Origin of the sequence: Edaphocola flava (assembly GCF_004118155.1) — a bacterium.
In the GTDB taxonomy this organism is placed as follows: Bacteria; Bacteroidota; Bacteroidia; order Chitinophagales; family Chitinophagaceae; genus Edaphocola; species Edaphocola flava.
The window spans coordinates 541,400-555,894 of the sequence record NZ_SAIQ01000001.1 but is presented as its reverse complement, the minus strand read 5'-3'; the positions used below and the strand labels follow the sequence as shown (position 1 = coordinate 555,894).

Below are 14,495 nucleotides of genomic sequence, written 5' to 3'. Positions count from 1 at the left end.
TGAAAAGTATGCAAAAATAAAGATTTCGGGGCGATAAATGAATGTGTAAATTTGCGACAGATCTAAAAATGATATATGTAATGAAAAATGTCACCCTTATATCCTGCCTGCTATGCCTGTTCCTGCTCCCGTTTTACGTTAGCGCGCAGCCGGCATTAAGCCAGCCACAGCCAAGGTTTCAGGCCGGGATCATAGCCGGTGGTAATTTCTCTCAGGTAGACGGAGACCTTGATGCGGGCGTACATAAAGTGGGGCTGAATGCCGGATTTTCATCTTATACCATGCTGGCACCGAATGTATACCTGAACCTGGAACTTCTGTTTTCCCAGAAAGGATCGAGATATGCCAGGGAATGGCAAAGCTATGCCGGGCCGTACCTGATGGTATACCAGATGAAGCTGAATTACATAGAAGTACCGCTGCTGCTGCATTATGAACTGGCTCCGAGATGGGTAATCGGTGCCGGCGTGTCGTACAACCGCCTGGTGCAATCGCAGGAGCGCTATAGAGGTCTGTATGCCTGGAATGATTTTGATCCGGAAAAATATCCGTACAAAAAAAATGAATGGGAATACGTTGGCAGTGCCAGTTTCCGTTTAAGTAACAAAGTCATCGCAGAGCTGCGCTACCAGTATTCCATAACACCGGTTCGGGCAGTCGCAGATATACCGCAGGACTTTAGCGGATATAAAGCACAGCGCAATAATCTTTTCGCTTTAAGAATCGGTTATTACCTGTGATTTTTTATTATTTATTTCAAAATACAAAAATTATCTTTGCAACCTTATGGTTAAGAAATCAATGTTAATTTTATGTGCGGTGCTGGGTGCTTATACAGCCCAGGCGCAGACCCAGTATGCCGATAAAATCACGGCGGTAGTGGGTGATAAAATTATCCTGCAATCTGATATTGGTGCACGTTACCTGGGTCAAAAGAAAGATCTTTCCGGCCTGGAACTTCCCGAAAGTGAAAAATGCGGTTTTTTAAGAGACATGATCGCCGAAAAGGTACTGGTAGAACAGGCCGCAAGGGATAGTGTTATGGTAACGAAAGATGAGGTAGAATCTGCACTGGAAGGCCGTATCTCTGACATCCTGAACTACGAGTTTGGTGGAAATAAAGAAGCACTGGAAAAAGCAACCGGCCGCTCCATTTACCAGATCAAGGAAGATTATCGTGAGCCGATCAAAGACCAGATGATCTCTGAACGCATGAAGCAGGAGGTGATCAAAAATATTACTATTACTCCTAAAGAAGTAGAAGACTATTACAATACCATTCCTGAAGATAAGCGTACCAACATCCCGGCTACAGTAGAGTTTGGTGAGATCGTGCTGAAACCTTCGGTAGATCCGGAAGTGGAAAAGTATACTTACGATAAAGTAGCTGATATCCGCCGCCAGATTGTAGAAGAAGGTAAAAGCTTCGAACTGATGGCACAGCTGTATACAGAAGATGCCGGAAAAGAAACGGGTGGTGAAATGAACCTGAACCGTAAATCCAACAATATTGATAACCGCTTTATTGCTGCGGCATTTAAATTACAGCCGGGTGAGATTTCTCCGGTGTTCCGCTCCAGCTTTGGATATCATATTATCAAAATGGTGAGCAGAAATGGCGATGATGCGAATATCCGTTATATCGTTATCATCCCGCAGTTTACTTCCGGTGATATTGCCAAAGCCCTGGCCGTACTGGATAGTACCTATAACCTGCTGAGTACCGGTAAGCTTACCTTTAATGAAGCCCTGTCGAAAGTAGGTAACGATGAAAATTCTAAAAACAGCGGGGGTATGGTTATTGACCCGCGTACCGGTTCTACCATCCTGAGCGTTGATAATATCCAATCCGAAGATCTGGTTATTGCTGCAGCAGAGCTGAAAGTAGGTGAATACAGTAAGCCAAAACAATACAGTGATCCGTATGGTGGTATGAAATGCCGTATCCTGTATGTAAAGTCGAAGACAGATCCGCATCAGTTAAACCTGAAGGATGACTACAATATCTTACAAAAAAATGCATTGCAGATGAAGCAGTTGATGCACCTGAGAAAGTGGCTGGGAGAGAAGTCTAAAGGCTATTATATCAAAATAGATCCGAATTATATGACCTCTTGTGATGAGTTGAAAATGTATGTAAAATAATATAAACTATATAAGATTTAAAAAGAAGGCCCCCGGTTATAACCGGGGGCCTTCTTTTTGGTTGGTAATTTTTGGTTAAAGAAATGTTATTGGCAATTAGTTTGTCATATATCCTTTGGTTTTATTTAATAAAAAAATAATTTTATAAAGCTAATAGTTTAACAAATGACAATATTTGATTTAAAACATATATAATGCCGAGGAGGGGTATCGCAAAAAACTAAAATAGAAGTAAACATATAGGATAGAGTACAAGCTTACATTATGAATCACTTAAACGTTCAAACAAAAACTGTATGAGAACATTTTTTATTCAATCATTATTCGCTTTGCTATTGTTGATGGGTAGCTGGCGATCACAAGCTCAAACTACCGTTACCATTCAGGCCACGGGTACTACCGGCTCCTACAATGTGGGCAGTGTGAGTGCTGCCGGAACAAAGTATGACAGTAACATGGTTACGATCAACTCAAGTGCCAACCGCGGCTTTGCAAAATTTAACCTTTCCTCCATTCCTGCCGGTGCTGTAATCAGTGCAGCAAGTGTAACTTTCGTTACCTACAGCAGTACCTCCTCCAGCGCAGCTAACAACATTTATGGCTTTACGGGCGACCCGGCAACCATAGCAGGTGCAACCCTTTATACCAATTGTGGTTCGGGTACGGCATTCTCTTCAGTTGCCTGGACAGCTAATGCCAGCAATACCCTTAGTCTGAATGCAGCCGGTATTAGTTTCCTGGCATCCAATCTTACCAGTACCCAATTATGTCTGGGCTTTGTGCGAGGTTCTACCAATACGTATAATATTGCCGGTTATGCTGGCGGTAACGGAGCCACTCCGTCTTTAAGTATTACCTATACGGTTCCTACTGCACCTCCTCCCTGCGCAACTTATGTCGCTCCTGCCAATGCCGCAACTGGATTATATTCTCCCGTGGCCCTGAGATGGAACACTGCTCTGGGTGCTACCGGGTATGATGTCTATTATGGCACAACCTCTAACCCGACTACACTGGCAGGTACGGTTTCTGATACCACTTATAGCTTAGGCAGTCTTGCAGCAAACACTACTTACTACTGGAAAGTAGTTCCTAAAAATAGCTTAGGTTCTGCAGCAGGATGTACTGTACGATCATTTACAACTTCTATTCTGACTTGTGTACCTACTTATGCCAATGGTGGTACTACGGATAACATCGCACAGGTTACACTTGGTACTTTGAGCGATGTTCCTCCAACCAATAACAGCCCGTACTACTTTGACAGATCTGGTGTGCAGAATGCCATTCCGGATATTCCGCAAACGGTACCGACTACACTGAGTCTTACGTTCGGATCAGATGGTAACCAGTATAACGGTGTGTGGATAGATTTCAATAACAACGGTAACTTCGAGACTACCGAATTCTTTACCTCCAACTCTAATCCCGGATCATCTGGTACTGCCAGTGTCGTAATTACCATACCGGCTACTGCATCTCTGGGTAATGTCTACATGCGTATAAGAGGAGGAGATGATGCACAGCCAACCAGTGCACAACCTTGTAATGCTTCCGGCTCTTCATATGGTATGGGTTTGGACTACAAGGTAAATATCACTGCTGCTCCGGCTTGTATACAACCAGCAACGACAACTTTTTCCAATGTAGCCGCTCAAAGTGTAACCCTCTCATGGGCTGCCGCTGCGAGTGCTGCAAATGGTTATGAATATTACATCAACCTGTCCAACACACCACCTACTGCAGCTACTACTGCAACAGGTTCTGTAGGTACGGGTATCACTACGGTAAATGTAACTACCGGTATTACGCCAAATGCAACACACTATTACTGGGTGCGTTCTTTATGCTCCGGTGGTGCGAAGAGCGGCTGGTCTACTATAGGCAGCTTTACTACTCCTTGTCTGCCAGTAACAGTACTGCCATGGACAGAAAACTTCGATGCGCTGAGTTCTGTTGGTGCTACCGCTTTCCCATCCTGCTGGAAAAAACAGAATGGTGACTGGGAAACGACCAACGAAGTCGCCGGTACTTATTTTGCAGGACCATATTCAGGAGCCAATGCGCTGCGCAACAGATGGTCTGCTGATAAAGAGTTTATGTGGACTCCAGGCTTCCAGCTGACTGCCGGTACCTCTTACGACTTTAGCTTCTACTGGGCCGGAGATAACTATTCCGGATGGCAGGGAGATGTGTATCGTAATGGAATACAGGACAGTACTGGTGCTGTAACTATGGGCGCTTCTTTTGTGACTACCGGTACGACTACCAATATGACGTATCAGAAAGTAACCAGAACGTTTATCCCGACTACCAGCGGCACATACTATTTCGCAATTCGTGTGAACGAGTCGACTGGTGCACCGTGGTATCTTGGCTTTGATAACTTTGAGCTGAGACAAACACCAACCTGTTTCGATCCTCAGTCCTTAACGGCAAACCTCACCACAGCTACTTCTGCAAACCTTTCCTGGACTGCGCCAACACCAGCACCGGCACAAGGGTACCAGTATTATTACAATACAACCGGTGTAGCCCCTACAGCAACATCTACACCAGTTTACAATGTACCTACCGGTACTACAGCAAGCGTGAGTCCGCTGGCTGCAAATACTACCTATTACTTCTGGGTTAGATCTGTATGTTCTGGTACTGACAAAAGTCCATGGTCTAATATGGCTTCTGTAACGACCAGCTACTGTACACCGGCACCTGTTTCTGTAGATGATCAGGGTATCATTAATGTGATCGCCGGCAGCTTTAGTAATCCTACTACTGCAGAAACCAATAACTATGGTAACTATACTAACCTGAGCATTAATGGTCCGCAGGGTCAGCAGAAGAATATGAAGATCGTATTCAGCACGCTTACCTATGACTATAATGCCGTGATCTATGTAGACTGGAATAATGATTTTGACTTTAATGATCCGGATGAAACCGTGTTTACAGGCCTGTCTGCCGGATCGGGAGGTACAGATACGGTAAATGCATCGTTCCTGGTGCCGGCTACAGCTACCTTAGGTGCACATCGTATGCGCATCGGTGGTGCTGATGCAGCCACACCGTCTCCTTGTTATACCGGTGCTTATGGTACCATCGAAGACTATACCCTTAATGTGGTATCCTGCGCGGGTCTTGCTGTAAGTTTAGGTAATGATACAACGATCTGCGGATCGGGATCAATTACCCTGAATGCGGCGAATGCAGGTGCAACTTATCTCTGGAGCAATGGTGCCACTACACAGACAATATCCCCATCAATCGGCGGTAACTATTCTGTGACGGTAACCATAGCCAATGGTTGTGCTAAATCTGATACCATTGCCGTTGCCTTCAGCGCTTTACCAACAGTAGCCCTGGGACCAGATGCTCCTATCTGTAGCGGAGGCAGTAAAACCCTGAATGCAGGTAATCCGGGTAATACCTATCTGTGGAGTACCGGCGCCACTACACAAACCATCAGCGTAACCACACCGGGTACGTATTGGGCTAAAGTTACCAACATCTACGGTTGCTGGTCTACCGATACCATTGTACTGACCACTGGTACTTTACCAACCGTATCTCTGGGCAATGACACCGGAATCTGTGCCAATGCCAGTATTACTTTAAATGCGGGTAATGCAGGATCTACATACTTATGGAATAATGGTGCGACAACCCAAACCATTACAGCAAGTGCACAAGGTGCGTATTCGGTTACTGTAACCAATTCTACAGGATGTAGCAAAGCAGATACGATTAATATCAGCATTAATGCCCTGCCGGTAGTTGCTCTGGGTAATGATACGGTGATATGTGCCGACGATACCCTGACCCTGGATGCCGGTAATGCAGGTGCTACTTATTTGTGGAGCAACAGTGCTACTACACAGACCATTGGTGTAAATGCCGCAGGCAGCTACCATGTAATGGTAACCAATACTGCAGGTTGTTCTGCTTCGGATACGATGAACCTGACGACTAATCCATTGCCTTCTGCAGATGCGATTACGGTAACCGGAACGTCGCCAAGCTTTACATTTACCGTAACCAATGGACAGAATGTACTTTCTTACTTATGGAACTTCGGTGATAATACCTCAACCTCAACCAGTGCCAGCCCGGTACACAGTTATGCTGCAGCGGGTACATACACTGTAACGGTAACCCTGACCAATGATTGCGGCAGCACTACCCTGACCAAACAAGTAACGGTACAAGGTAATGGTGTGCATGATCTGGATCTGGATGAGGCAGCGCTGAAACTTTATCCTAACCCTGCAAATCAAAGCATCGTTGTGGAAAATGTAAGCAGCATGCACCTACAGGAAATACAGGTTTATAATGTATTAGGTCAGTTGGTTGCTACGCATAAAGCAACACATCCTAATGGCAAACAGGTGATCAATGTGAGCAACCTGGCTAATGGTATGTATCATATGCGTATCAGATTTGCAGAAGGCACTGCCGAACGCAAGTTTGAAATCCTGAAGTAATATACTTAAAGCATAATAGTTGAAGCCCCTGCTGCAAAGCAGGGGCTTTTTTAATACAGATACTCAATCGTATAGGCAATACTAATATTAGAAAAAATCATTCTTTTCGATTAACTTTAGGGCTATTGTTTTTAAAAGTTTGATAAAGAGAGATAATGGATACCGTAAAGCTTTCCCAGTTACAGGAGAAATATAAAAATGCAGCAACCGAAGAAGACCGTATTGATATTCTTTCGGATATCGCGTTAGAGATCAGGACAGAGGATGTAGAGCGCGCGCTTGTACTGGCAGATGAGATTATGGAACGTTCTGAGAAGATTGGTTACGCCAAAGGTATAGGTGCCGCCTATAATCATAAAGGTGCCTGTTACTGGATAAAAGGTGAGTATGAAGATGGCCTGGATGAGCTGGCCGAAGCGTACTCTATAGCAAGAGAGATCAATGATAAATCGCTCGAGGCAAAAGCCCTGAATAATTACGGCCGCATATATCGCGAGCTGGGCGATATTTCCAATGCGCTGGTGCATTTTGAAGAGGCCCTGGAGATCAATGAATTCCTGGATGATGTAATCAATCAGTCTATCAACCTCACGAATATTGCCAACCTGTACCTCGATATGGCAGATTATGATCCTGCCCTGGAATATGCACTCAAATGCCTGCCGATATTCGAAAAAGATGATGATAAGACCCGGCTGGTCAGTATTTATAACACCCTGGGTAATATTTACTTCAAAAAAGAAATGTTTCCCGAGGCCCTGGAATATTTCAAACGCACACAGGCCCTTACCGATGAACATTCTCCTGCAAAGGCCCTGGCCAATAGCGGTGTAGGGAAGGTATATTTCAAAATGAATGATTTTGAAAAAGCGTCCCATTTCCTCAACATAGCGCTGGAGCAATCAAAAGTGTTTAGTAATGTAGAGTGCGAGATCCTATCAGAATATTATCTGGGTTGCATGTACAAAGAGCAATCTCTGTATTCCAAGGCGCAGGCCTATCTGGAGCGTAGCCTGCAGCTTGCAGAAGAGTTTCTGCGCCGTCAGGATATCCTGGGTATCCATGAGAAAATGTCTGAGCTGTTCGATGCCCTCAATGATATTCCAAGAGCATACCAGCATATGAAAGCATATGAAAAACTCAAGGAAGAGATTTTTCATCAGAATACATTCAACAAACTGCGTAACCTGCAGATCAAAAATAAAATTGAAGTCGCCAAGAAAGAAAAAGAAGTTGCCGAACGTACTGCAGCATTGAAGCAGCAGTTCATGGCCAATATGAGCCATGAGATTCGTACACCAATGAATGCCATTGTGGGCATCACACGCCTGTTGCTGGATAAGCAACCTTCTGATGAGCAGAAGAAATACCTGAATGTTATTCAGCAGAGTGCCGATAACCTGCTGGTTATTATCAATGATATTCTGGACCTCACCAAGATCGAAGCCAATAAAATCGAGATCGAGCAAATCGATTTTTCGGTGAAAGACCTGGTGCAAAGCACCAAGGAAATGATGATCCTGAAAGCACAGGAAAAAGACCTTGCTTTCAACCTGGACATTGCTGCCAATATCCCGGATCGGCTGGTGGGTGATCCTACGCGCCTGAACCAGATCCTGGTCAATCTTGTGGGCAATGCCATAAAATTTACCGAAAAAGGCAGTGTGCAGATCAGGCTCAGCGCATCCTATCTGAAGCAGCATAAAGTGCTGATCCGTTTTGATATAGCGGATACCGGTATAGGCATCTCCAAGCAGTATATCAACTCCATATTTGAAAGCTTTACCCAGGCGGGCAGTGATATGGCCCGTAAGTATGGGGGTACAGGCTTAGGCCTCACCATTTCCAAACAATTGGTGGATATGATGAAGGGGAGAATAGAAGTAGAAAGCGAATTGGGGCATGGTACTGTATTTTCCGTTTACCTGCCATTCGATATTTCAGAAAACCAGACCGCGGTTATTAAAAAAGAAGCGGTGACCGAAGAGATGAAGGTTGCGCTGAATAAATCGCGTGTACTCCTGGTAGAGGATAATGAGTTTAACCGTATCGTGGCAGTAGAGACCCTGAAATCATTATTGCCGGAAGTGCGTATCGATATTGCCGAGAACGGAGATGTAGCGATAGAGCGCCTGCATGAAAAAGATTATGATATGATCCTGATGGACATACAGATGCCGGTCCGTGACGGAATCAGTACCACCCGTTATATACGCAATGAAATGCAGGAGCCTAAACGCTCTACAAAGATCATAGCTATGACGGCCAATGTATTGCAGGACGATGTGCGCACTTATTTTAAAGAAGGTATGGATGCCTATATCTCCAAACCCTTCAATACAGAAGAGCTGTTGTTGAAGATGAGCAATCAGCTGAACCTTCAGCAGGAATCTGTAGAGCCATCGGTGACAGAAAAGGAAAACAGTGCTTCAAAAACATTGCAATTACCAGACCAGGTAACCGATATGCAGTTTTTGAAACAGTTTACCGGAAGCAATCCTGAAAAGCGCAACAAATATATTTCCATGTTCCTCGAAAACTGTCCAAAGCTCTTACAGCAGCTGAATACAGCCCTGGAAAACAAAGATTATGCTACTATGAAAATAACGGCGCACTCCCTCAAGCCGCAACTGGGCTATATGGGTGTTAAGGAAGAGGTGAGTAATATATACCTGATCGAGCATTCGGCTGCAGAAGCGCAGCAGGAGGTACTGCCGCGTCTGGTACTGCACCTTAATAAGGTCTGCTCCAAAGCCTTTGAAGAGCTGAACCTGTTGCTGCAACAATAATTTTTATTACTCCGATAATTATACACTTTATAATCGTCAATGGCATAGCGGGTATACCGGCTATGCCATTTTTATGCCTTAGCGATGCTTGCCACAACTAAAGTATGGGAATTGATGTAAAAAAGCCTGTCTTATACCTCAAATCCCATACTTTAGTTAGTTGCTGCTTATTGTATCAATCTGCTTTGTTTCAGATATTTGTTACAGAATTAATCATGATAAAATAAATTATAACGCAATAAATCTGGGAAGGATTACTAAATAAAAGAGTAAAGGAGTGAAAGCCCGTACCTCTTTTGTTACAATAAGAAAATCTGACTACAATGTCCATGCTTAAGATGTTTGTTTAGTATTAGGGAGGGACACCCTTTCAGGATTCTTTTCAGGGTCCTGAAGTTTTTTTTAGGATTAATATATCCTGGAGGTAACCTATTAGGCCGGAGAATCAGGTATAGGCATGATAAAATAAGATTGAAATAGTGAGTGTATCCTAATGCCGGTCCGAAGAGACGGGCATTTTTTATTGTTGAAATCCCGATTTGCTGAAACCGGAAATTTTGCCGAGGTTTGATTGATGTATAGCTATATAGGGGTAAATATGATATATTTGCATCCATAATGTATCATGGCTATGGTTATATATAAGATATTTACAGCCTGTTCGCCATACCAACTTCTTTTGTCCGCATAAATCAGTTCTGTACGTGAAGTTAAAGTCACTTGAGATAAAGGGGTTCAAATCATTTGCCGATAAAACCCAGATCATACTGGATAATCCGATAACCGGGATCGTAGGTCCTAATGGTTGCGGCAAGTCCAACATCATTGATGCCATCCGCTGGGTTATCGGAGAGCATAAGATCAAAGCCCTGCGCTCCGATAACCTGGAAGACCTGATATTTAACGGGTCGCGCAGCCGTGCCACCAGTGGTATGGCCGAGGTGTCGCTGACCTTCGAGAATACCCGTAACCTGCTGCCCACTGAATTTACTACGGTAACCATTACCCGTAAATTTTACCGCAGTGGGGAGAGTGAGTATCGCCTGAACGATGTGGCCTGCCGCCTGAAAGATATCCATAACCTCTTCCTTGATACCGGTGTAAGTAATGATTCTTACGCCATCATTGAGCTGGGCATGGTCGATGATATTATTAAAGATAAGGAAGGCAGCCGCCGCAGAATGCTGGAGCAGGCAGCCGGTATCTCTATATACAAGACCAGAAAGAAAGAGGCCAAGGCCAAGCTGGAAGCCACCCAGCAGGATGTAGATCGTATCGAAGACCTGCTGTTCGAAATCACCAATAACCTGCGTACCCTGGAAAACCAGGCGAAAAAAGCAGAACGATACTACCAGATTAAGAATGAATATCGCGAAGTCAGTGTAGAGCTGGCCAAAGCATCTCTCGAAACCTTTAACGGACAATACCAGGAACTGAACGACCAGCTGGAGCGTGAAAGTGACCGTAAGTTACAGGTAGACGCATCCCTGGCGGGAGATGAGGCAGAGATCGAAGCCAATAAAGTAAAACTGACCCAGCAGGAACATGAATTACATGGCCTGCAAAAACGTTTTAATGACTTGCTGGCGAGTATACGCCAGCTGGAAGGAGAAAAAAAGCTGGCTGCGCAAAGACTGGACCACCTGCAGGACCGGGAAAAGAATTTAAACGAATTCCTGTCCGGAGCAGATGCACAGGTGGCACAGCTCAAAGAGAGTATAGCCTTTACCACACAACAGCTCGATGAAGAACAGGAATCGCTGGAAGACCTGAAAGAGCAACTGGAAAACCTCCGGGATACGGTAGATGATAAACGCCACACTTTTGATGAAAAGAAGAAAGTGCTGGAAACGCATCGCAGTACATTTCAGCAAAATCAGCGCCGTCAGTTCGATGCCGAGAAAATAGTTGCTGTAGCCGATACTTCTATTGCAAACCTGCAGCGCAGTCTGCAGCAACTGCTGGAAGATAAAACACAGCGCCAGTCGCAGTTGCAGGCGATTCATACTGAAAAGAAAATGCTGGAAGATCAGTTGGTTGATCAGCAGGATGCCTTGCAGGAACTGATTGCAAAGCAGGAAGAAACAAAAGAACATATTTTCCAGAGCCAGGAATCGCTGGAGTCACTAAGAGTGACTTCTGTAGAAGAAACCCGTAAGCTGGATGCCAAAAAGAATGAACACGATTTATTGCAATCCCTGGTCAACAGCCTGGAAGGCTATCCGGAAAGCATTAAATTCCTGAATAAAAATAAAGAGTGGGGTAGTAAAGCACCTATTTTATCTGATGTATTCCTGGTGAATGATGCCTATCGCGCCGCACTGGAGAATGTACTGGATGCCTATCTGAGCTATTATGTAGTGAAGGATATTGCGGAAGCGCAAAGAGCCATAAGCTTGCTGGATACCCATAAAAAAGGAAAGGCCAGCTTCTTCATCCTGGATGCACTCCAGACAGACGGCAAACCCGTGCAATGGAGACAGGAAGGGCTCACACCGGCATTGTCTGTGGTAACCGTAGACAAGCCGTTCCAGTCGCTGGCAGAGCACCTGTTGCGGAATGTATATGTGGCAGAAGAAGTAGTTGTAGAAGACATTGAGGTACCTGCAGGAGCCGTGCTGATCAATAAGCAGGGCAATATCCTTAAAGGCGCTTACTCCCTGACCGGTGGTTCAATAGGCAAGTTTGAGGGGAATAAGATCGGTCGGGCCAAAAACCTGGAACGACTGGAGCAGGAAATAGCAGTATTAACCAAGAGTACCGAAGCCCTGAAAGCTTCTATAGAACAGAAACGCAGCGAGATTGCGGGCTTTAATGCTACCCTGAATGATAAAGCGATTGACCAGGCTAAAGTGGCGCTGAACCAGTTGCAGAACCAGATCTATGCACTGGGCAATAAAGCCGAGCACCTGGAACAGCTGGATCAGAACAGTACCACCCGTATACAGGATGCAGAACAGCAGCTGGAAGATACGCGGGAGAATGTAAGTGATAAGCAGAACGAACTGGATGATATCAATGATCAGTTACAGCAATTGCTGGACCAGATAAAGGCTGCAGAGAGTGACTTCCAGATGGTAGAGGCCGATTTTAATATGGCTTCTCAGCAATATAATAACCAGAATCTGCAATATACCCGTCAGCAGAGTAAGATCGAAAACCTGAAGCAGGAGCTGAATTTTAAATCCAATCAGTTAAAAGATCTGGCTACCCAGGTAGAGAACAACCGGGTGCAACTCAAAGAGACCTCGCAGATGATCAGCGATACCAGTGGTAAGCTGCACTTTGGAGATAATGAATTGTACGATTTGCTGAAGCAGAAAGAGACGGATGAAAAATCACTGAGTGAGAAAGATCGCTTGTATTATGAGCTGCGCAATAGCATCAGCGAGCATGAAAGCCGCATCAGCCGCCAGCGTAGAGAAAGAGATCAGTCCGATACCCTGCTCTCTTCCATCAAAGAAAAGCTGAGCGAAATGAAGCTGCAGGTTGCAGGAATGAAAGAACGCCTGCATGTAGAATTCAAAGTAGACCTGGATGAGGTGCTGGAGCAACCAAGAGCAAATGAGCTGAGTATCGATGAGCTGAATGCAGAAGCAGAGAAACTAAAAAAACGACTGGATAATATTGGAGAGATCAACCCGACTGCGATAGAAGCATACCAGGAAATGAAAGTGCGCCACGATTTTATCGCCGATCAGAAGTCTGATCTGGAGCATGCCCGTGATACCTTGCTGGCTACTATCGAAGAGGTGGAAAATACGGCCAATGCCCGTTTCAAAGAAACGTTTGATAAAGTAAGAGAGAACTTTGTACAGGTGTTCAAAGCCCTGTTTACAGAAGAAGATAATGCAGATCTGCGCCTTACGGATGAGAGCAATCTTGCCGATAGCGGAATTGAGATCTATGCGCAGCCAAAAGGTAAACGCCCGAGCACATTAACGCAGTTGTCTGGTGGTGAAAAAACACTGACTTCAACAGCCTTCCTGTTTGCCATTTACCTGATCAAGCCAGCACCATTCTGTATCCTGGATGAGGTAGATGCCCCGCTGGATGATGCCAACGTGGGTAAATTCACCCAGATGATCCGCAAATTCAGCGATAACTCACAGTTTATTATTGTAACGCACAATAAGCAAACCATGTCTGCGGTAGATGTAATCTATGGGGTAACGATGCAGGAGGCAGGTGTAAGCAAACTGGTTCCGGTCGATTTCAGAAGCCTGAACTAACAGATCCGAAAATATAAATCATCAGCCCCGGTAATGCGTAAAACTAAATTCGCTTACCGGGGCTTTTGAATACTTGGTTTTCTTAACAATAAATTATATTTTTAGCCGCAAATTCAAAATCAGTATGAAGAAATTTCTAATCACCATATTATGCCTGGTTGGATGCACTGTAGCTCAGGCACAATTTATGGGCGGCCTTAATGCCGGTTATGCACACGGCTCTTATTATAAAAAACCTTATTTCGGAGCCGCTGTAGAATTTGGCTTCCTGCGTACCATCCGTGTAGGGATCAATGCTGATGTATTGATGCCCAGTACCGAGAGAACAGAAACACAACTGTTCTATAAAGAGGACATGATGCCAGCTGAAGAAACCACTACCACAACTCTTAAGTATTTTACCTTCAGTCCTGAGCTGTATGTAAAAAGATATTTCGGTAAAGAACGTGAGTATGCATATAACGGTTTCTATATCGGTATGGGCTTCTCTTATAAAATGTTCAAATACAACCAGACTGTAGGTGATTATAATACCGGAATATATCAGACAACCTTTCAGAATGCAGAAGAGACCATCAAACATCCTTTCATAGGATTAATGCTGGGTTATGAATTTGCAGCCGGTCCGGGTAACCTGGGTGTGGAGCTGAAAGCAGATCTGCCTGCCAATGAGGTGAATGGCTATGCTATCGAAGTGAAGTTACCGGCTATGATCAAGCTTGGTGTTACCTATCGCTTCGGTAATTTCGTTCCGAAATGGTAATCTTATCAAGCAATAAATATTAATAACGGGCTGCCTTCTGGCAGCCCGTTTTGTTCTAATCAGTAATACATTATCGATGTACAGC

General features: G+C 44.6%; 6 protein-coding genes. All 6 read left to right on the top strand.

Annotation, left to right across the window (positions count from 1 at the left end; translation table 11 throughout):
* The first annotated feature begins 80 nt into the window (after positions 1-80).
* The 6 genes from EMP01_RS02455 (at position 81) to EMP01_RS02430 (ending at position 14,410) form a co-directional block, all read left to right on the top strand.
* Entirely contained in the window at positions 81-740 is a 660-nt protein-coding gene (locus tag EMP01_RS02455) for a porin family protein (RefSeq protein WP_161971192.1), read from the top strand.
* Positions 741-786: 46 nt separating this feature from the next.
* Entirely contained in the window at positions 787-2,145 is a 1,359-nt protein-coding gene (locus EMP01_RS02450) for a peptidylprolyl isomerase (RefSeq protein WP_129019902.1), read from the top strand.
* A gap of 296 nt (positions 2,146-2,441) precedes the next feature.
* The gene (locus EMP01_RS02445) at positions 2,442-6,626 is read left to right on the top strand and encodes a GEVED domain-containing protein (RefSeq protein WP_129019901.1); all 4,185 of its coding nucleotides are present in this window, start codon (positions 2,442-2,444) and stop codon (positions 6,624-6,626) included.
* A 155-nt stretch (positions 6,627-6,781) separates the two neighbouring features.
* Positions 6,782-9,415: a tetratricopeptide repeat-containing hybrid sensor histidine kinase/response regulator gene (locus tag EMP01_RS02440; protein WP_129019900.1), complete on the top strand. Its 2,634-nt coding sequence runs from the start codon at positions 6,782-6,784 to the stop codon at positions 9,413-9,415.
* A 704-nt stretch (positions 9,416-10,119) separates the two neighbouring features.
* A complete protein-coding gene (gene smc, locus EMP01_RS02435) occupies positions 10,120-13,647 on the top strand; it encodes a chromosome segregation protein SMC (protein WP_129019899.1) in 3,528 nt (1,175 codons plus the stop codon).
* A 124-nt stretch (positions 13,648-13,771) separates the two neighbouring features.
* A complete protein-coding gene (locus EMP01_RS02430; protein ID WP_129019898.1) occupies positions 13,772-14,410 on the top strand; it encodes a hypothetical protein in 639 nt (212 codons plus the stop codon).
* The last annotated feature ends 85 nt before the right edge of the window (positions 14,411-14,495 follow it).